At 34.6% G+C, this 20,856-nt stretch carries 16 protein-coding genes; 3 read left to right on the top strand and 13 right to left on the bottom strand.

The genetic code is table 11. The annotated features are described in order from the left end of the window. Window positions 1-24: 24 nt before the first annotated feature. The 11 genes from M666_RS00225 to M666_RS00275 all read right to left on the bottom strand — a co-directional run bounded on the left by M666_RS00225 (window position 25) and on the right by M666_RS00275 (window position 15,705). Window positions 25-1,674 (bottom strand): glycoside hydrolase family 16 protein, encoded by a 1,650-nt coding sequence (locus M666_RS00225; protein WP_034659465.1) that lies wholly within the window; start codon window positions 1,672-1,674, stop codon window positions 25-27. Window positions 1,675-1,692: 18 nt separating this feature from the next. Beyond that, window positions 1,693-3,291: a phage tail protein gene (locus M666_RS19845; RefSeq protein WP_029445445.1), complete on the bottom strand. Its 1,599-nt coding sequence runs from the start codon at window positions 3,289-3,291 to the stop codon at window positions 1,693-1,695. 18 nt (window positions 3,292-3,309) lie between these two features. Then, entirely contained in the window at window positions 3,310-4,788 is a 1,479-nt protein-coding gene (locus M666_RS00235) for a RagB/SusD family nutrient uptake outer membrane protein (protein ID WP_029445444.1), read from the bottom strand. 4 nt (window positions 4,789-4,792) lie between these two features. Next, window positions 4,793-7,840, bottom strand: a complete 3,048-nt coding sequence (locus tag M666_RS00240; protein ID WP_029445443.1) for a SusC/RagA family TonB-linked outer membrane protein — start codon at window positions 7,838-7,840, stop codon at window positions 4,793-4,795. Between the two features lie 228 nt (window positions 7,841-8,068). After that, window positions 8,069-10,879, bottom strand: a complete 2,811-nt coding sequence (locus M666_RS00245) for a helix-turn-helix and ligand-binding sensor domain-containing protein (protein WP_029445442.1) — start codon at window positions 10,877-10,879, stop codon at window positions 8,069-8,071. 64 nt (window positions 10,880-10,943) lie between these two features. After that, window positions 10,944-11,219 carry an ATP-dependent Clp protease adaptor ClpS gene (locus M666_RS00250; protein WP_024479510.1) on the bottom strand — a complete coding sequence of 92 codons (276 nt, stop codon included), beginning with the start codon at window positions 11,217-11,219 and terminating at the stop codon, window positions 10,944-10,946. A 156-nt stretch (window positions 11,220-11,375) separates the two neighbouring features. After that, the gene (locus M666_RS00255) at window positions 11,376-12,230 is read right to left on the bottom strand and encodes a M57 family metalloprotease (protein WP_025614129.1); all 855 of its coding nucleotides are present in this window, start codon (window positions 12,228-12,230) and stop codon (window positions 11,376-11,378) included. 103 nt (window positions 12,231-12,333) lie between these two features. After that, on the bottom strand, window positions 12,334-13,176 hold the full coding sequence (prmA, locus tag M666_RS00260; RefSeq protein ID WP_029445441.1) for a 50S ribosomal protein L11 methyltransferase: 843 nt from the start codon (window positions 13,174-13,176) through the stop codon (window positions 12,334-12,336). 72 nt (window positions 13,177-13,248) lie between these two features. Further along, the gene (gene tpiA / locus M666_RS00265) at window positions 13,249-13,998 is read right to left on the bottom strand and encodes a triose-phosphate isomerase (RefSeq protein WP_024479507.1); all 750 of its coding nucleotides are present in this window, start codon (window positions 13,996-13,998) and stop codon (window positions 13,249-13,251) included. A gap of 59 nt (window positions 13,999-14,057) precedes the next feature. After that, window positions 14,058-15,155 (bottom strand): BT_3928 family protein, encoded by a 1,098-nt coding sequence (locus tag M666_RS00270; protein WP_029445440.1) that lies wholly within the window; start codon window positions 15,153-15,155, stop codon window positions 14,058-14,060. A gap of 4 nt (window positions 15,156-15,159) precedes the next feature. Continuing rightward, window positions 15,160-15,705: a DUF1599 domain-containing protein gene (locus tag M666_RS00275; protein ID WP_024479505.1), complete on the bottom strand. Its 546-nt coding sequence runs from the start codon at window positions 15,703-15,705 to the stop codon at window positions 15,160-15,162. A 105-nt stretch (window positions 15,706-15,810) separates the two neighbouring features. Here M666_RS00275 and folP point away from each other — a divergent pair, with 105 nt between their 5' ends. Genes folP through M666_RS00290 form a run of 3 tightly spaced genes read left to right on the top strand, consistent with a single transcriptional unit; the run spans window position 15,811 to window position 18,317 of the window. After that, entirely contained in the window at window positions 15,811-16,644 is an 834-nt protein-coding gene (folP, locus tag M666_RS00280) for a dihydropteroate synthase (protein ID WP_029445439.1), read from the top strand. Between the two features lie 44 nt (window positions 16,645-16,688). Beyond that, the gene (locus M666_RS00285; protein WP_029445438.1) at window positions 16,689-17,474 is read left to right on the top strand and encodes a diadenylate cyclase; all 786 of its coding nucleotides are present in this window, start codon (window positions 16,689-16,691) and stop codon (window positions 17,472-17,474) included. A 27-nt stretch (window positions 17,475-17,501) separates the two neighbouring features. After that, window positions 17,502-18,317, top strand: coding sequence for a DUF3667 domain-containing protein (locus M666_RS00290; protein WP_029445437.1), 816 nt, complete (start codon window positions 17,502-17,504; stop codon window positions 18,315-18,317). Here M666_RS00290 and M666_RS00295 read toward each other — a convergent pair. Together M666_RS00295 and truA are read right to left on the bottom strand one after the other, a co-directional pair. After that, window positions 18,314-20,080: an ABC transporter ATP-binding protein gene (locus tag M666_RS00295; RefSeq protein WP_024479501.1), complete on the bottom strand. Its 1,767-nt coding sequence runs from the start codon at window positions 20,078-20,080 to the stop codon at window positions 18,314-18,316. The genes M666_RS00290 and M666_RS00295 overlap by 4 nt on opposite strands. After that, on the bottom strand, window positions 20,073-20,825 hold the full coding sequence (truA, locus tag M666_RS00300; RefSeq protein ID WP_029445436.1) for a tRNA pseudouridine(38-40) synthase TruA: 753 nt from the start codon (window positions 20,823-20,825) through the stop codon (window positions 20,073-20,075). The genes M666_RS00295 and truA overlap by 8 nt, the downstream gene beginning before the upstream one ends. Between the last annotated feature and the right edge of the window lie 31 nt (window positions 20,826-20,856).

The raw sequence follows: 20,856 nt of genomic DNA on the forward strand, positions 1-20,856 counted from the left end.
AATTACTCCAGCATTAAAACTCAACTATTGGTACACTCTCACATAATCTATCTCCATAGTATCTTCAGTAAAAGCTGAATCTATTGTTCCTCCTAGTGTACCTCCCATAGCAATATTCATAATTAAGAACTGACTTTCATCAAAAGGCCAAGTTTGATCATCTTTTACCGCGGGATTATACGTGTAAAAAATAACATCGTCTATTAAGAAAGATATTTCATTTTCAGACCAGTTCACAGAATAAACGTGAAACTCTGAAGCGACATTAGTTGCTGTGGTTTCCCCCTTATTTATCGTATTTCCAGAACTAGAGAGCGTATGAATAGCAGATTGTACCACGTTTAAATTATTTCCAACATGCTCCATGATATCTATTTCTCCGCTATTAGGCCATCCTACGGTTTCAAAGTTGGATCCTAACATCCACAAGGCTGGCCATGTACCACCAGCCTGCGGCAACTTAGCTCTTATATCTACCCTTCCGTATGTAAAATCAAAAAGTCCTTGAGATTTTAAACGCGCAGAAGTATAATTGCTTCCACTGAAGGTTTCTGCTTTCGCTGTAATTTTTAGAGTACCGTCAGAAACAACAGCATTATCAGTGCTATTAGTATAGTACTGAGATTCATTATTACCCCAGCCTCCAGCGCCGATGTCATAGGTCCAATTGGCAGCATTAGGTGTTCCATCCACATCAAAATCATCAGACCACATTAAATTTGTATACGTAACATCTACAGAGGAAGGTTCCTGCACTACACCTTCATCATCAGCTGTTAAAATAAACCACCAGTTAAATTCATTATTACCATCAGCAGTGGTAAGAATCATTTCATTTGCGGTTCTACTAAAAATTCTGTAGTTATGGTCTCCTCCTGTGTAATATCCTAAAAAAGCAGTACCTCCCAAACTAAGGGTTTCTAAACCGTCAGGAGCAGAAAGAGTCCATTGGTTTGAATAATCAGCATAAGGATAGTTTTCAATATCCGATCCGTTGGCCTCTTCATTATGAGCACCAAGTTCATCAACTAAATTAACTCTCCCAAAAATAGTTCCGCTAGTATCTACAGATGGATCATCATTCACGCTATTTGTAATATGGGTAAAACTACCATCGCTATTAAAAATATAACGATCATCATACATACCGGTAGCAGATTTTTCATTTGCTGTTGCACTGTACCATTCTGCAGGAATATTTCCTCCTACAGGCCCAAGTCCAAAATGCCCGCCTGATTCTGCTTTAATTCGCCATGTTCTAGTCCCATCTGCCACCAACATTTGCAACAAATCTTCTGGAGCTGAATACGAGGCAAAAACCTCTAGATCTAATATATAGCTTGTAGACAACCCTGCGGCACCTACTGCAATGACTGCAACTGAATAATTATTTAAACCTGTGGTACTAAAATTATAGGTTTTAGATCCTGAAGGTATCGCCTCTCTATTCCCGTTATATACAAACTGATAAGAGATAGCATCATCTGCTGTAGCTGTTAAATTTACAGTACCACTACCATCCCCATTTGGATTGTCTGCATCTGCACCCACTAACTCAACAGAAACTTGCAAGTTAGATGGCGCTACTATAACATCTAAATCGGGTTCATCTTCTTGACAACCTAACAAGAGTAAGCCAAAAACACCTAATAGAATTATTTTTATATTTTTCATAATAATAGCTTTTTCTTATTAATCTTTTACAAGTTTGAATTGCCAAAAAACACCAGAACCTGTTCCTGTCTCAATCACCACACTCATCGTATTATTATCAATAAATGTAGCATTGTAGACAATTGAACTTGGCGCATCTCCTGGAGCCGCTAATTCGCCTGTATTTGTTCCTTTCGCAAGTGCAATATATGCTCCTATACCATTTATAGTAATAGTACCTGCAGACTCATTATAAGCATAAGTAGCAGATGTAGTACCATCATGAGGCGCTACTGGAGTTCCGCAAGAATCAGAACCACCTTGCCAGCCTTCAATCCAAGTTTCCGTCCCTAGATTTACAGAATAACTATTATCAGATCCAAAGATATATTCATCATCTATTAAGCAAGCACGATCTATAATACCTTGATCATCCAAAGAAAACCAACTCACATCGCCAATAGCTGGGCCCACTCCGAAAGAACCTGCCTCAGATGCTATTCTCCATGTACCCACAATTGGAGCTTCCACTTTTTTCACTAATTTAAACTGCCAGAAGACACCCTCACTTGTTTCTAAATACACATTCATCGTGTTTTTATCTTCCGCTAGAGAAACATTGTACGTAATAGAATTTGGAGCATCAGCAGGTGTGCTTAATTCTCCGTCATTAGTTCCTTTAGCCAAAGCTATAAATGCTCCAGTTCCTGTTATGGTAATTGTACTAGAGGCATCATCATAACTATAAGATGCTGCACTAGAACCATCATGTGGTGCTACAGGAGCTCCACAAGAATCTGTACCTCCTTGCCAAGCTTCAATCCAGGTTTCTGAACCTAAAATCGTATTAAAGCTACCTCCTGATCCAAAAACATACTCGTCATCAATAAAACATGCTCTATCTACAATCCCTTGTGCATCTAATGAAAACCAACTAACATCACCAATAGCAGGGCCTACTCCAAAAGAACCTGCTTCAGAAGCAAGTACCCAAGTACCTATAAAATCTTCTAAAGTAGCAGAAACAGGGTCACTTATACTCACAGTATCTTCATATTCAATAGTGGTGGCACTAGCGCCTTTAGCGACAACTCTAATAGTGTACTCTCCTGCAGCTGCATAAGTATATGTAGCCGCTTCGCCTGCCATAATCGTAGTTGCCTCTTCTTCCAAAGCTTCACCAAAATAAACATCAAAAACAGTTGCATCCTCGGCAGAAGGAGTAACAGTTACATCATAATTATTACTAACAATAATATCTGCTGATAAATTTGACGGTGGTGTAAAAGAAACTGAGATGCTTTTATTAAGTTCACTCGTAAGACCTGAGGCACTCAAAGCGATAATTCTTATGATATAATCTCCTTCTTCATATACATGCGAAGCCGCTTCACCTGGAGCAACATCTGTAGGCGTTTCATCTTCTAAGTCTCCAAAATATACTTGAAAACTTGTTACATCTTCTGCTGTAGGCGTAAGTGTTACCGTACCCGTATCGTCATTAGATATATCAAATACCGCTGCAACATTAGAAGGAGCAGATACATCTTTAAATGCATAGGAAACTTCATCATCCGTACAAGCAGTAATTGCGATTATGCTTAAAAAGCAAATAACTAAATTTTTTATAATCTTCATTTTTACAATTTTTTTTTATTAATATCCTGGATTTTGCTCCCAACGGTTTCCTGACAATTCTATTTCTATAGATGGAATAGGAAATAATTCATGCTTTCCTGATTGAAATCCATCAATTTCTTCAGCTGCTCTTCCTGTTCTTACTAAATCAAAAAAGCGATGCCCCTCCCCTACTAATTCTACTCTTCTCTCTTGGTAGATAGCTGTCGTTAAACTAGAACCTGTTGTGGTCACGTCATCTAAATTTGCTCTTTCTCGTACCCTATTTAGATATATAAGCGCACGTGAGTCGCTTATGCTTCCTCTATTTAATGCTTCGGCTGCCATTAATAAGACATCCGCAAAACGTATTGCTCTATAATTATTTGGGTTTGTAAGGTTGGCATCTCCTGTATTAGAATCTTCGGCAGCATCTAACCTTGGAAGGTATTTTCTGTTAAAAAATCCCGTATGCTCATTACCCGTTCCAAAAGTTGCACCGGTTTCTTCTGCCCATGCATCTATATTTAATATGGCAATATCTCTACGGGTATCACCCGCTTCAAATGCATCGTAGACTTCTTGAGTTGGGATATTGAAACTAAACCCTGATTCAAAACTAGGACCAGCATAATTTCTAATTCCATTAAACCCTACAGCAACATTACCTTCACTGCACTGTAAGCACTCAAAGCCAGCTCCTTCTTTATCCGTATACTGTACTTCAAAAACCGATTCTATATTATTTTCATTATCTAATTCAAACATGGTACTATAATCTTCTAGAAGATCATAAGGGCCATTATTTATTAAATCTTCTAAAACGCTTGCTGCTTCAGCAAATTTATCCTGATATAGATATGCTTTTCCCAAGAGTGCCTGAGCTGCTCCTTTGGTAATTCTACCTTTTTGTGCTTGGGTATACGGTAAATTGTCTACTGCATATTGTAAATCAATTTCAATTTGTGCATATATCTCAGCAACAGGTGTTCTTCCCACCAAATACTGATCGCCAAATAATAATCGTTGATCTACAGCTAAAGGAACATCTCCGAACCATTTCACTAGCTCAAAATAGTAATAAGCCCTTAAAAAGGTAGCTTCTGCTAAAAGTGCTTCTTTTCCTGTAAAATCAGTTTTATCTTTAAACTCCAAAACATAGTTGGCACGATTAACGCCAGCAAACATCCATCCCCAGATACTTTCTAACTGTACATTTAAAGAGGTGTGCAACATATCATCTATCTGTTGTATTCCAATTACATCTGTAGCACTTTCACCACCTGCCAAAGTATTATCTGAAGCAATTTCCCCTAACAATACATTAAGATATGTAGATTGAAGTAAATCATAAGCCCCCGTTAATGCGGATTGATAATCTTCTTCTGAATTGAAAAAATCTTCTGAGTTTTCATCTTCTGATTCAACATTTACAAAGTCATCACTACAGGATATAGAAAATATCGTAATACTGGCAAACGCAATAACGTGTTTTAAAAAAGTGTTTTTTATCATCATTACATTAAAATTTAAGGTTTAAACCTAATAAGTAGGTACGTGGTACGGGGTAAAATCCTGAATCAAATCCGGAACCTATTGGATCTCCAGAAGATGCTGATGGATCAAATCCTTTATATTTAGAAAAAGTAAAAACATTACTGGCAGATACATACAATCGTAATTTGCTGATTCCAATATCCTTGATACCCTCACTATTTAAAGAATATCCTAATTGCATATTTTGTGCTCTGACAAACGAGCCATCTTCTACATAAAAATCTGAAAACAAAATATTAGAAGTTGCTCCGTTTGTTACTCTTGGATATTCATTGGTGCTTCCTTCTCCTGTCCATCTATTTAAAGCATACACAGATTGATTTGTTATTGGATTATTTCTGTCATAATTTCTAACAATATCATTTCCAATGGATGCAAAGATGTACGTCTGAAAATCAAATTTTTTGTAATCAAATGAAACGTTTAATCCCATTGTAAAATCAGGAATCGGATTTCCAAGATTGGTACTGTCATCAAAATCTATGCTGCCATCACCATTTACATCTACGAAGCGAATATCTCCGGGAGCTGCTTCAGAACCAAGACCTATTTGACTTGGATGTGCATCTATTTCTGCTTGATTTTGAAAAATTCCATCGGTCTTAAGTCCATAAAAATACCCTATAGGCAGACCTGCTTCCATGCGAGAAACGCCAGATTGACCAATTCCAAAGCTTCCACCTTGTTCATAGCCTATACCATTTTCAACACTTAATACTTCATTTTCTAAATACGTGAAATTATAATTGATTCCGAATCTAAAATTTTCCGAGTACGGTGTTTCATAACCGATAGCAAACTCAAAACCACTGTTACGTACAGAACCTGCATTAGCAATAGGGTTTCCTGCACCAGGCGCAGAGGTTCCTAAAATTCCAGAAGATTCTACAACTAGCAACAAATTATCTGTTTGCTTATTAAAGTAGTCTGCAGTAATATTAATTGTATTATTAAAGAGTTTTGCATCCAATCCAATATCTAAGGTAGTTTGTTCTTCCCATTGTATTTCCGGATTAGAAACTCTACCTACCGCTTGTCCAAATACTAACTCATTATCAAACACATAAGTGCCCTCACCTGATAATAAAGAAACAAAGCCAAATCCAGGTATTCTATCATTACCTAAGACTCCATAAGATGCTCTCAGTTTCACAAAATTAATCACACTATTCTCCTTGAAAAAATCCTCATCAGATACTACCCAACCTAATGAACCGGAAGGAAAATATCCAAATTTATTATCTGGACCAAATGCTGTTGAACCATCTCGTCTAACTACTGCAGAAAGCAAATATTTTCCTTTATAGTTATACTGCATTCTAGCAAAATAAGAGAGTAACCTAGAATCGTATAATCTATTTGAACGCGCTACAAAAGAGTCATTGAATACCGTGGCCGTTTCCAAGCTAGGATCAGATAATGTCGTATTAGTAACACCTTCATAAGTTCCGCCATACTCGTCTGCAGTAGTTTTAAAAATTGAAGTACCTAGTGTAATTTTCAAATCATGAACCTCATTGAAAACCTTATCATAATCTATAAAAGCATCAAAAGTATAATCTCTATAAAACTTATTAGATACTCCGTAGGCGGCATTTGTTCTGTCAAATACCGTATTATTGCCAACATTTCCAAAATCTGAAATTGGGAAATAGGCAGAATAATCTACTTCTGAATAGTTCCACTGATAGTTAGATGTTACTTTGAAATTGTTTAAAAAAGAATAATCTAAACCGAGTACCCCACTAATTTTATCAATTTTTGTTCTGTTAAAAGTGTTTTGCAACTGCGCTAATGGGTTTATCACCTCAATTGGATGCCCAAGAGCTCTTGTGAAACTTCCATCTGTATCTGTAACACTAAGTATTGGTGAAATATTAAGTGCATTAAACAAAACAGAACCCAAGCCACCCTCGGCAAGGGTCTTTCTTAATGTTCCCGTATAGATTAAGTTGGCTTTAAAATTTAAACCGTCTAACAGTTCCGTATTAAAATTCAATCTTGTATTATACCTCGTAAAATTAGCTTTAGATCCTCCGACAATACCGTCTTGCGTAAGAACGGAAGAGCCAAAAGAATACCTAGATTTCTCTGTACCTCCACTAATGGTTAAGTTATGATTGAAAATAGGCGCTTTTTGAAAGACCTCATCTTGCCAATCTGTACCTGTTCCCAATAGTGCTAAATTTGGATATGGAATGGCCTCTCCGTTTGCCGCAGCCGCCTCATTTTTAATAACTCCATATTCCGTAGCATTTAATAAAGGTAACCTTCTGGTCGTTTCTTGAAAACCTCCATAAGTATCATAAGAAAATTGTAGCGGGGTTGATTTCTTTCCTGTTTTTGTTGTTATCAAAATAACGCCATTTGCAGCCCTTACTCCGTAAATACCTGCCGTAGCATCTTTCAATACATTGATACTTTCAATATCTCCAGGGTTTACAACACTTAAATCCTCAATAACATTACCATCTACCAAAATTAAAGGGTTGTTATTTCCATTTGTAGATACACCCCTTATCCTAATATTAGATGCACTACCCGGAGAACCAGATTGAGAGGTAATATTTACCCCTGCAACTTGCCCTTGTAGCGCTTGCTCTATACGAGTTGGCTTTAATTGCTCAATAGTTTCTGCTCCAATTACTGTTACAGCTCCTGTAATTTCTTTCTTAGTTTGAGTACCATACCCAATAACTACCACCTCATTTAAAGCACTGACATCTTCGGTTAAAGAAATAGTAATAAAATTAGAATCTTTAATTGCGATTTCTTTGGTAGTATACCCTATGTATGAAACCACAAGTACATCTCCTACTTTTAATTTATCGATAGTAAAATTACCATCAAAATCTGTTGTAGTTCCTCGTGTTTGATTTTTCACAACCACATTTACTCCAGGCAAAACATCATTTATACTCCCATCCTTTACAGTACCATTTACTGTAAAATCTTGAGCCCAAGAGGTTGTGGTTAAAAAAATTGCTGCGAGCAACAAAAATATGTTTTTCATATGTTGAGTTTTAGAATTCCGAATTTATAAAGACATATTTTATCATTATAATAACAGACCACAACAAAAAATATACATATCGTAATTAAAATCCCATAAATAGAGATATAAGCAATGAGAGTAAGCCTTGAGCCCTTACCCATCTTAAGATAGTTTTATACTAATGAAGTCTTAAAAACCCCTCTTGTATGGGTAATGTTGTAGTGTAAAAAATACGTGTAGTGTTCCTTAGAGCTTAATGATGTAATCTGTTAAGCCCATTTCGTGTGGTAGCTCCATTTTTTTACGTAATCGGTAGCGTTTTACCTCCACACTTCTTACGGAGATATTTAACAATGGAGCAATTTCTTTGGAAGATAAATTCAATCGAAGATAAGCGCACAACCTTAAATCATTGGGGGTTAAATCTGGATGTATACTTTTAATTTTTTTTAAGAATTCTTTGTCCGCATTATTAAATGCATCTTCAAAAAATTTCCAATCATCCTCATTATTTATATTCCTATCAATAGTTTTAATTACGGAATTTACTTGTTGTGGCGTTTTACTCTCTTGCAATTGTGTTTTAATAGCATTTAGAAATTCATTCTTTTTGATAATACTCATTGTAGATATGGCAAGCTCTCTACTTTTATTATCTATTTCTTGATTTAATTTTTCATTTTTAATCTGAATAAGCTTCTTTTCTGCTTTAATTTTCTTTCGCTTTAGCTTCTTCTCATTCTCTTTTAAAAGCTGTTCTTGTTGCTTTCTATAATACCTACGATACAACCTATGTACAAAATACCCTAAAGCAATAAAAACTAGTACGTATATCAAAATTGCTAAATTGGAGACATACCAAGGCCTTAAAATCTCAAAGGTATAACTCGCTATATTTTCACTTAATTCATTACCAACTTTTGCCCTTACTTTAAAGGTATACTCTCCAAAAGGCAGATTTTCAAAAGCAACTTTAGAAGTTTCAGACCAAGAACTCCATACTTCTGATAAGCCTATTAATTGAAATTGATAATTTACCTCTGTGTATTTTTCGAAACTTGGAACACTATATTCAAAGTATACATTATTAAAGGTATACTTAAAAGTATGATCAATACTCTTTAAAGAAACCTTTTGTAACGTAATGGAATCGCTATTCTTATTAGCTACATCTGTTAAACCTATATCAAACTTCTTAATCCTTAATTTATCAAGATTTAGTGTGATGTATCCATTAGAAATCCCAATTAGATAGGTATTTATTCCTATTTTTTTAATGTTCTCAAAACCTAATACCCCCAAACTTCTCCTAAACGAGCTTGGAATTGCTATTTTCTTTACCTCTGGTTGCCCATTAAATTTATTAGCCGCTAAGGCTATAATATTTTTATCCGTAAAAGCCCATAATAAGTCATCACTGACATCTGGAACTATAATACCAATTAAACGTTCTTCAGCTTCAAATAAAAGATTGGTGAGTAGCGAATCTTTTTCTAGGTTTTTGTTTTTCTCATTAAAACGTAACACCCCATTATTTGAAGCATGTAAAATAGTTTTTTCATAAGCAACTAAGCTTGCACCTGTACCTAATACTGGAGCATCAACCACATTAACAACTTTAGAAAAAGAAGGATCTAGGGTTAGCCTAAAGACCCCTTTGAACTCATGATTAACAAGAATATCTTCACTTTGGGTAAATTCAAAAAACCGACTAGAAATATCAAATCCTTCAATTTTATTTCTAAATATCCATTGAGAACCTTCTTTTTTAAGAATACTGAGTCCGTTGTAATTACCCTGTAACAAAAGTGAATCATTGCCTGGAATTTTTTTTATATCCCAAGCTCCAGGAAAGGTTGCTATTTGTGTCGCCTGGTTACCCGCTACAGAAAAAGTTCCTGCATTATGACCACAAAAAAGAATACCATCTATTTCTTTTAAAAACCAAACTTGACCGTTTGTATTCGGCACAATCTTAAAATCATTATTCCCGGATTTCTGTTTATAAAACAATCCTTGATTAGTTCCCAAGTATAGGTGATCTTCATAAATTGCAGCCGTATAAACCACTCCTAATTTCCCGACGGTATCGATATATTCTTTGAAAGGAGCGCTAAAATTCAATACACTAATACCGTTATTTAAACCCAACCAAACATTGCCGTCTAGGTCTTCAAAAATAGAAAGTATCGTATTGTCATTCAATCCTTTTTTCTGATTGATTTTTTCTAATAGTTCTCCAGACTTACTAACATGGTATACTCCATCTGAAATGGTCCCTAAAATAAAGCTACCGTTTTTTAATTGAGCGCTACTATATATATTGAGTTCTTGTAACTCTTTACTAATAGACGTATTCCACTTCTCTACCCCACCGCCCTCTTTTAAAAGAAAAAAACCTTCTTTCTCCGTAAGTACCAAGGTACCAAAAGAAGTATCGAACATGCCAATTATAAAATTAGATTTCAAAATACCATGATCAGATGCTAAAAGTGTTTTCCCTCCTTCAATTTTATAAAGTCCCTTTCCTGATTTTTGAAAATAGACCCCAGATTTGTTTTTAAAAATTCTGGCCCTGGTACTCTCGGAAGCGACCACGCTAAAACTTTCCGTTTTCAAATTATAAATATAGATGCGCTGCAAGGACTGGAAGAGAACATAAGAATCTAAGGTAATGATATTCCAAAACTCCTCATCCTCAATCATGGGTGTCGATAATTTCGGATTCAAAGATTCATAGGTTAAATCTCCAAAATCATCTTTAAACCAAAAACCAAACTCCATGTAACATCCCGTAAAAATACGATCACCAACAACGTTAACTGCACGTATATGAGAGCCATTGGGTGAAGCATACGTTTTCCAGGACGCTCCATTATATGCTAATAACCCATAGTTATTACCTACATAGATATACTTTTCATCTGATTGTGAAATGCTCCAATTTTGATTACCCGCATTGTAAGCTGTAGGAGAAAAATTATGTATGGGAGGTAATTCTTGCGCAAGACTAATTATGGTAAAAAAGAATATAGTGATGCATTGTATATATCTCAAAAGCGATAATTTAAGTCCTAGCCGTCGTGGAAATTAAGGATAATGTTCTAATTAGAAAGAGTCCTTATACAATTTCTGCACTAAGACCCGCTTGTAATAATTTAGTGCACCGAGGCTTAAGATCCTCATAATCACCAGTTTTTACCGTACATTTTCCGTTATGATGCACTATAATAGAACATTGTTCTGCCTGCTCAGGCGTATGATCACAAACCCCTATTAAAGTTTCTATAACATGATCAAAGGTATTTACATCATCATTAAATAAGACAATTTCGTTTTGTCTCTTTGTTTCTTCTTCTAAAAGCAAATCTTCTAAGATCTTTTCCTTCGTACTCATAGATCTATTTTTGCACTAAGATACAAATTCTAATAAGTCGGCTCTAAAAATTATTTAAAAAATAGCCAATAATCATTCACAGAAAGGTATAAAAAAAGGTATTCTAATAATTAGAATACCTTTAAATTGTAATGTATTTACTTAAGAACTAGTTAATTAATAAAGATAGTTTAATGCTGTAATGTCATTGTTATTAAACTCACCATCTTCGTTTGAGCTAAAACATGCCAACATAATAGATGTAGGATCATAAGCCTCTGGAGTTCCTGGTACTGGTATTGCACCTACTCCTGCAGTTCCTTCATTTGTATTTTGTCCACAACTTTGACGACTAAACCAATCTGTATGTCTGAAACCAACAGAATGACCAATCTCGTGTGTTATTACATGCTCAATAACATTTACGTCATAATTACTTAAACCGTAAATCTGAACAAATTTATTAGGATTTCCATTACTAGGAAAACCTGCTGAACCTCCAGCACCTGATTCATTAGGATTTAAATATACCACCATATCTTTATCTTGATAAGATGTACCAAATGTTAATGTAAAACGAATACTTAAATTTAAAGCATTGTAGTTATTAACAGCATATTGCAATGCAGTACGTTCTATACTAGATAGGGCGTTTTGTCCTCCCGTGTACCCGATAATTGTTAAAGTTCTTGGGCTAACTAAATTACTGGTATGGTAATTTTTAGCGCTTTTAATATCAACTTCTGCTAAACTTTTAAATTGCTCTGCAGAAAATAATATATCATTTTCTAATTGAAAACGCTCTTCCATAGAACCGTCAGGAAGCATAAAGTCTACAACACTAACTTCGTCAACATTATAGTAGTTGTTCTTAAAAACACTCACTACCTCATCGGTAACTAATAGCTTTTCTTGATCAACATTCTCTACACTTGCCTCTGGCATTTGAAGATCGTTTTCTTTTTCTTTTTCACATGAGCTAGCCACCACTAAAAGTAGCATAGCAATAATAGTTAAATCGCGTTTTTTCATAATTAAATGTGTTAAATAAGTTTAAAAAATATACAACCATATCTTAAAATAAATACATTACACCGACAATATATGACAAATCAACGATAATTTTATTAAAATTTTAACATTTTCGATAAACGGCAGCAATCCAATTATTTCTATTCAAATTAGAGACAAATTTTAAGTTATGTTCTTCACATTTACTCGTTATTGTCGGAAGGTCTTCGGAATAGAATCCGCTTAGAAATAAGGTGCCACCCACTTCTAAACATTTTGAGTATTCTGGAATATCCCCCAATAAAATATTTCTATTAATATTTGCTATAATAAGATCATACTGCTTCTCCTTTAGAAGATTTACATCACCTTCATATACATTTATATGATTACAGTCGTTACGTTCCACATTTTCTAAGGCATTTAAATAGCACCAATTATCTATATCTATAGCATCAATAGTACGCGCCTCTCTTTTTGCTGCTAGTATAGCTAGAACCCCTGTACCGCTCCCCATATCTAACACACGTTTTCCTTTAAAATTTGTGTTTAATATATGTTGCAACATCATGTGAGTAGTTTCATGGTGCCCTGTTCCAAAACTCATTTTTGGTTCAATTACTATATCATATTCTACTACAGGTTTTTCATGAAATGGCGCACGTACTACACAGCGTTCATCTACTTGAATTGGATTAAAGTTTTGTTCCCAAGTGGCATTCCAATTTTCTTGTTCAATTTCTTTAAAATCATAAGTAATTTTAAAATTATCATTTTCCAAAATTGACAAATCATTGAGAATACCCGCTGACCAATCTTCTTTTCTAATGTAAGCCAAAACACCCTCCTCTGTTTCCAAGAAGCTTTCAAAAAGCACTTCGCCTAATTCTGCAATGAGGATATCTGAAGCCGGATCTATCGGTACTACCTTGAAAGTGTATTCTATGTAATTATTTTCTTTTTCCATATTTTAATAATATAAAAAGGCATCCTAAAAGAATGCCCTTGTGTTTTACGATCTGTTTATGCTGCTTATTAGTTAGATTGCTTTGATAATCGCAACAAAATCATCTGCTACTAAAGCCGCTCCACCAATAAGGCCACCATCTACATCTGGTTTAGAAAAAATCTCTACAGCATTATTTGGCTTAACACTACCGCCATATAAAATAGACACGTTATTTGCTATTGTTGCATCAAACGCTTCCGTAATTGTTTTACGAATAAATGCATGCATTTCTTGAGCTTGTTCTGGAGAAGCAGTTTCTCCCGTTCCAATAGCCCACACTGGCTCGTATGCTAAAACAATATTTTTCCAAGCACTCGCTTCTAAAGAAAATAAGGCATTTTTAAGCTGACTTGCCACAACATTAAAATGATTATCAGATTTACGGTCTTCTAACTCTTCACCAAAACAAAAAATGATACGCATGTTTTTTGCTAAAGCAGCAACTACTTTCTTTGCTAAAATAGCATCAGTTTCACCAAAATAGGCTCTTCGTTCTGAATGTCCAATAAGAACTGTATCTACACCTACATTCAACAACATATCTGCAGAAATTTCTCCTGTAAATGCGCCGTTTTCTGCATAATGCATATTTTGCGCTATAACTTCAATAGTTGAAGATTCTAAACTACGCACTGCACCAACAAGGTTTACAAAAGTTGGAGCAACCATTACTTCTGCTGTAGTATCTGGTAATTTTGCAGAAAGCTCTGCTAATAATGCTTCTGTTTCCGCACCGTTCTTGTTCATTTTCCAATTCCCTGCAACTATCTTACTTCTCATTTTGTTCTATTTTCAATTATTTAATGACTAATTATATTCTTTTTATCGCACGCTAAGTATTACTCTAATTCTATTGCATCTAAATCGTTATAATGTACTTTCTGTGTGATGGTTCCTTTATTTAAAACAAGTACTCCCGGATTTGAACGTACAATAGTTTTTAAGGTAGTTTGATCTGTAAAGTAAAAATCAAAATTTAACTTATATTCTTTAAGCAATTTGGTGGTATAATCTTCATTAGATGCTGACATTCCAATAACTTTATAGCCCGCTTTTACTGCCTTATCCGTAAGCTCCTTTACCTCTTCAAAAGCACTGTAGGAACTCTTATTCAGATCATAGGCAATAACGACAACCAGTTTAGGCTCCTGTAATAAATCTGAGGCATGATCTACACCATCTTTTTCTATGGTGAAATCATGAATTGGAGGTTCATATCCGGCCTGTACTTCTGTAGTTTCTACATCTATAAACTCCCCTTCTACCGTTGGATAATCTCCTTGAGTGACAATTACTTTTTCTTCTCCATTTACTTTGAACTTCCAAGCATAATCAAATATAGCTTTTGGAGCATCTTCTGGAACAGACATGCCTTCTTCTATGTTTGCACCAATTTTATAGGGTCTAAAATCTATCGCTGGTAAATGATTAAGTACATAATAGACGAAAATTACACATGCTGCTAGTGATACCCCTGTAATGATTCTATTGAAACTAGGACTAAAAATAGGCAGCACATAACGTTTCCCTATAAGTATTATCACGATTAAGATTAGCAAAATAACATCTTTCGTAAAGGATTCCCAAGGAGTTAATTTTAAGGCATCTCCAAAACAACCACAATCTGTTACTTTATTAAAATATGCAGAATAAAAGGTTAGAAAAGTAAAACCAATAATCATTGCTAACAAACTGAATATGGTAAATCTTTGCCTAAATCCTATAAGCAATAAAACACCTAGTAAGACCTCTACGATTACCACAAAAATGGCAATCTTTAAAGCATGCGGCTCAAAGAGGGGCATGTTAAGAACTCCAAAGCTAAAATATTCTTCTAGCTTAAATGAAAACCCCACAGGATCATTCAACTTAATAAAACCACTAATTATAAATAATATTCCTACAACTACTCTACTGAAACCAACTAAGTACTTCATGCTACTATTTAGAATTTGATGTTAAGTGTATCATGGCAAATACAGCATAATTCACCATATCTTGGTAATTAGCATCAATACCTTCACTCACTAAAGTTTTTCCTTTATTGTCTTCAATTTGTTTCACGCGTAATAATTTCTGCAAAATTAAATCTGTTAAGGAGCTTACGCGCATTTCTCGCCACGCTTCTCCATAATCATGATTCTTATTTTCCATCAAGGTTTTTGTTATATTCACATGAGTATCAAATAAAGATACCGCTTCTTCAACACTTAAATCTGGTTGATCTGCAATTCCCTTTTCAATTTGGATTAATGCCATTATAGAATAATTGATTATTCCTATAAACTCAGATTGTTCTCCTTCTTCTACCTTTCGCACTTCGTTCTCTTGAAGACTACGGATGCGTTGTGCCTTAATAAAAATCTGATCTGTTAACGATGGCAATCGTAAAATTCGCCATGCACTACCATAATCTTTCATCTTTTTAGAAAACAAAGCGCGACATATTTCTATTACAGCATCGTATTGTTCTGAGGTTTTCTGCATGTATTCTTTCTAATTTGTGTAAATTTCGTTCAAAATTTTTAATTGTTCAAGTATAGTGGTTTAAACTTGCTGTGCTATCGCAATTCTTGACTAATTCTCAATAAAATGACCATAAATTGTAAGGGAGATCTTATAGATATTACAGATCCAAAAATAATGGGAGTCCTTAACTGCACCCCTGATTCTTTTTATGATGGAGGAAAGTACAAAAATGAAACTGAAATTATCAATCAAGTCCAAAAAATGCTGGTTGATGGGGCTACTTTTATTGATATTGGTGCATATAGTTCTAGACCAGGCGCATTACAGGTGAATGAAGAAGAAGAATTGAAAAGAATTATTCCTATTGTGACCTTGGTACTTAAAGAATTTCCTGAATGCAAAATCTCTATAGATACGTTTAGAAGTAAGGTAGCTGAAGCCTGTATCCAAGGAGGAGCTGCCTTAATTAATGATATTTCTGCCGGAAATTTAGATCTTAACATGATGTCGGTGGTGGCAAAACACCAAGTACCTTATATAATGATGCATATGAAGGGTACTCCTCAAGACATGCAACAAAATACCAATTATACCAATCTGCTCACAGATATACTGAGCTATTTTTCAGAAAAAATAGCTACCGCACATGATAAAAAAATTAACGATCTAATCATAGATCCTGGCTTTGGTTTTTCTAAAACTATAGCGCAAAATTATGAGTTGATGCAAAAATTAGAATTGCTAAAAAACACAAAGAAACCGCTACTCGTAGGTATTAGTAGAAAATCTATGATTTACAAAATTCTAAAAACAGATGCTAAAAATGCACTAAACGGAACTACTAGTTTAAACACCATTGCCCTATTAAAGGGTGCCAACATCTTACGAGTTCATGACGTAAAAGAAGCCTCGGAATGCATTGCTATAGTACAGCAATTAAAGTATCTAAATACCTAGATTTTGTTCATCAATTTTTCCTAATTTTACAAAAACCCTTACACTTGGATTTTTTAAGCTTTCTAGATTTTAAAATAACAGATTTAATAGACATATTACTTGTCGCTACGCTGTTATACTACATATACAAATTGGTTCGCGGCACTGTGGCGATCAATATTTTTATTGGTATTGTTTTAGTCTGGGGTTTCTGGAAACTTACAGAGCTCTTAGAAATGAAAATGATTTCTAGTGTAATTGGCGGATTTATGCAAGTGGGTTTAATTGCATTGATTATTGTTTTTCAACAAGAAATAAGAAAGTTTTTACTGATGATTGGTTCTACCAATTTTGCCAATAAACGTAATTTCATCAAGCACTTTAAATTTTTAAAACAAGAAGTTACCAGTATAGGTACCGATGTAGATTCTTTAATAAGCGCTTGCGATAAAATGAGTTCCTCTAAAACTGGCGCTATTATCATCATCAAAAGAAGTAATTCCTTAGATTTCGTAAAAACTAGTGGTGATAAAATGCAGATTGAAATTACCCAACCTATTATTGAAAGCATATTTTACAAAAACAGCCCATTGCATGATGGTGCTGCCGTAATTGAAGGTAATTATATTGTTGCAACACGAGTAATACTGCCTGTTTCTAACGAACGTAATATTCCATTACGCTTTGGACTAAGACACCGAGCTGCTGTTGGTATTACTGAAAAAACAGACTCCCTTGCTATTGTTGTTAGTGAAGAAACCGGCATGATCACTTATATTAAAAATGGGGAATTTGTTCTTTACAACGACCTGACTGAGCTCTCTAGCATGATCAAAGAAGATCTGATGTAGGGCTTAAAAAAACATCAACCAACCACTATGGAATGCAAAAACTGCACCCTTACTTTAGAAGAAAATCATAATTTTTGCGGTGATTGTGGCGCGAAAGTGATTAGAAATAGATTGACTATAAAAAATTTATTTGGTGATTTTGCTCAACGCTATTTAAATATTGACAACACCTTTATTCGCACTTTTGGAAAGCTATTCATAGCCCCTGATGTCGTCATTGTAGGTTATATCAAGGGAGTCAGAAAAAAATATATGAATCCTATCTCCTATTTCACCATAGCCGTTTTTCTTGGAGGTATTTTCTTTTTTCTTGTTCAAAAATTTTTTCCTACAGCCATGGATTTTCAATTTACACAAATGGCCACTGATAACGCTGACGAATCTCAGAAACTTGGAATGGAATTTGGAAAAAAGTTTCAGGACATTTCAATTGAATATCAAAGCATTTTCTACATGGCAATGCTCCCTTTTCTTTCTTTGATTTCAAGAGTAGTTTTCTATAACAAAAAGCAGTTTAATCTTAGTGAGCATTTTGTAATAAACATATACGCTTATTCTCAAATGTCTATTTTAGTCAACATTTTATATATAATGAGCATATGGAATAGCCAATGGATATACTATGTATCTATGAGCAATGCCATTACCTTAGTTTTGTATTTTTCTTATGTATATAAAAAGACATTCCAATTATCATTTAAACAAATACTTTTAAAGCTTTTATTGTTCCTAGTAATTTTCGGAATACTATTTATAGGGATAATTATTTGTGCAGCTATTTACTTAGCACTCTTTACAGATACTTTCAAAAACCTTAAAAATGCACAGGCAATGTTGTACTAAACCGCTTCTTCTATTGAAAATTGTGCCTCGTAAAGATTGTTGTAATATCCTCCTTTTTTAAGTAGTTCTTTGTGCGAACCTATTTCAACAATTTTACCAGCATCCATAACAATAATTTTGTCTGCTTTTTTAATCGTTGCTAATCTGTGCGCTATAATGATTGAAGTTCTCCCTTCCGTAATTTTATCTGTGGCTTTCTGTATCAATTGCTCAGAATAGGTGTCTACAGAAGACGTTGCTTCATCTAACACAAGAATACTAGGATTGCTTACATATGCCCTTAAAAATGCTATGAGCTGCCTTTGCCCGCTAGATAGCATCGTTCCACGCTCTTTTACATTGTAATTGTATCCTTCTGGTAAACTTGCTATAAATTCATGCACCCCAATCTCTCTAGCAGCAGCCTCTATCTGCGCTGTTGTTATGGCTGTATTTTTAAGTGAAATATTATTGGCAATAGTATCTGCAAAGAGAAAAACATCTTGTAATACTACCGCTATTTTAGAGCGAAGTGATGCTAGTTTAAAATCTTTAATAGAAACACCATCAATAGCTATTTCTCCTGAGTTGATCTCGTAAAACCTATTTAATAGATTGATAATTGTAGATTTTCCAGCACCTGTAGCACCTACAATAGCTACGGTTTCTCCTGCTTTTACGCTAAAAGATATGCCATGCAATACTTCTTCATCTTCTAAATACCCAAACCGAACATCTTTAAAATCAATTGCCCCTTTGATATCTGTTTGCTCAATAGTGCCCGAATCTTCAATTTGACTTTCCGTATCTAAAATTTTAAAAACTCTATTAGCCGCTACCATACCCATTTGTAAAGTATTAAACTTATCTGCAATTTGACGCAGAGGCCTAAACAACATATCTGATAGCAGAATAAAAGCAAAAATAGCCCCGTACTCACTAGGCCCCACATTAGCGATATTCAACAATCCGCCGTACCAAACAATTAAACCAATTGCTATGGAAGATACAATCTCTGCAATAGGAAAGAAAATAGAATTATACCACACTGTTTTTAACCATGCATTTTGATGCTTTTCATTAATCTCTCTAAACTTCTCTTTTTCAATTTCTTCACGATTAAACAGCTGTACTATTTTCATCCCTGTTATACGTTCTTGAACAAAAGAATTTAAATTAGAAACCTCTGCCCTAACTTCTGTAAATGCAATCTTCATTGCTTTTTGAAACATCCGTGTAGCATAAGCGATGATGGGCATTAAAGCAAAAACTATTAAAGCCAGTTTCCAGCTCTGATATAACATAACCCCTGCTACCACAATCATTTTAAGCAAATCTGCTACAATCACAAAAAAGCCTTGACTAAAGATTTCTCCTATTCGTTGCATATCTGCAACAGCTCTAGTAACCAAAACACCAATAGAAGAGTTATCAAAATATTTCATCTTAAAGCCTAGCATACGCTTAAACAAATCTATTCTTACATCTTTAATAACAGATTCTCCTAACCAATTGGCATAGTAGTTAAAACCTAACTGACTTACCACTTGCCCAATAAGCACCGCTAGCATGGCCATAGTCATATATAACAATTTCTGACTGTTTTTTTCTGTGATAGCCTCATCCACGATATTACCAACAATGATTGCTGTCATCACAGCAAAACCTGAAAGTAATATTGCCGCTATTGCCACCCCGTAGAAAGTAACACGATAAGGCTTCGTATAGTTTACTAATCTTTTAAATAAGACAAAATCAAATGCTTTTCCTGATTTATTATCCATGGATTTTTACAATGTTTTCTGGGTATAAAACTGAGGTCAAATATAAGCCTTTTGCGGGTGCTGAAGCCCCTGCATTACTCCTATCTTTACTTTTTAATATAGCTTTAACACTGGAGATATTTATCTTTCCTAATCCAACATCAAGCAAGGTACCTACAACAGCACGCACCATATTCCTCAAAAACCGATCTGCGGTAATAGTAAAAATTAGAACTCCACCATCAAGTCGCCATGCTGCATGTGTAATATCACAATTAAAGGTATTTACCTCTGTATTGCTTTTAGAAAAACACTCAAAATCTGTATGGTCTAATAAAAGTAAGGCGGCTTCATTCATTTTTTTTACATCTAAAGGATACTTGATAAAGTGTGCATGATGTATTAAAAATGGATTTTTATCTTGTACAATCCAATATTCATACGTCCTAGAGACTGCATTAAATCTGGCATGTGCTTCTTCTGGCACTAAAAAAACATCTTGTACAGCTATATCTTTAGGCAAAAAACTATTCAATCGAAATACAAAGTTGTCTTTCTGAGGTATTTCTCCAAAATCAAAATGCGCATACAATTCTTTTGCATGCACTCCCGCATCTGTTCTACCCGCTCCCATTAAAATAATTTCTTGTGATAATAGTTTTGACAAAGCATCTTCTAATACCCCTTGTACTGTAATGGCATTAGGTTGCTTTTGCCACCCATGATACTGTTTGCCAAAGTAGGAAAAACGAATAAAATACCTCAATGAAATATGCTATTTTTGTGAATTACAAAGG

The organism is Cellulophaga baltica 18, assembly GCF_000468615.2.
In the GTDB taxonomy this organism is placed as follows: Bacteria; Bacteroidota; Bacteroidia; order Flavobacteriales; family Flavobacteriaceae; genus Cellulophaga; species Cellulophaga baltica.

Excerpts from the sequence above, each read along its gene's own strand:
- M666_RS00225 (WP_034659465.1), bottom strand. The coding sequence starts at position 1,674 with ATGAAAAATATAAAAATAATTCTATTAGGTGTTTTTGGCTTACTCTTG.
- M666_RS19845 (WP_029445445.1), bottom strand. The coding sequence starts at position 3,291 with ATGAAGATTATAAAAAATTTAGTTATTTGCTTTTTAAGCATAATCGCA.
- M666_RS00235 (WP_029445444.1), bottom strand. The coding sequence starts at position 4,788 with ATGATGATAAAAAACACTTTTTTAAAACACGTTATTGCGTTTGCCAGT.
- M666_RS00240 (WP_029445443.1), bottom strand. The coding sequence starts at position 7,840 with ATGAAAAACATATTTTTGTTGCTCGCAGCAATTTTTTTAACCACAACC.
- M666_RS00250 (WP_024479510.1), bottom strand. The coding sequence starts at position 11,219 with ATGAGTACGAAGGAAAAGATCTTAGAAGATTTGCTTTTAGAAGAAGAA.
- M666_RS00255 (WP_025614129.1), bottom strand. The coding sequence starts at position 12,230 with ATGAAAAAACGCGATTTAACTATTATTGCTATGCTACTTTTAGTGGTG.
- prmA (WP_029445441.1), bottom strand. The coding sequence starts at position 13,176 with ATGGAAAAAGAAAATAATTACATAGAATACACTTTCAAGGTAGTACCG.
- tpiA (WP_024479507.1), bottom strand. The coding sequence starts at position 13,998 with ATGAGAAGTAAGATAGTTGCAGGGAATTGGAAAATGAACAAGAACGGT.
- M666_RS00270 (WP_029445440.1), bottom strand. The coding sequence starts at position 15,155 with ATGAAGTACTTAGTTGGTTTCAGTAGAGTAGTTGTAGGAATATTATTT.
- M666_RS00275 (WP_024479505.1), bottom strand. The coding sequence starts at position 15,705 with ATGCAGAAAACCTCAGAACAATACGATGCTGTAATAGAAATATGTCGC.
- folP (WP_029445439.1), top strand. The coding sequence starts at position 15,811 with ATGACCATAAATTGTAAGGGAGATCTTATAGATATTACAGATCCAAAA.
- M666_RS00290 (WP_029445437.1), top strand. The coding sequence starts at position 17,502 with ATGGAATGCAAAAACTGCACCCTTACTTTAGAAGAAAATCATAATTTT.
- M666_RS00295 (WP_024479501.1), bottom strand. The coding sequence starts at position 20,080 with ATGGATAATAAATCAGGAAAAGCATTTGATTTTGTCTTATTTAAAAGA.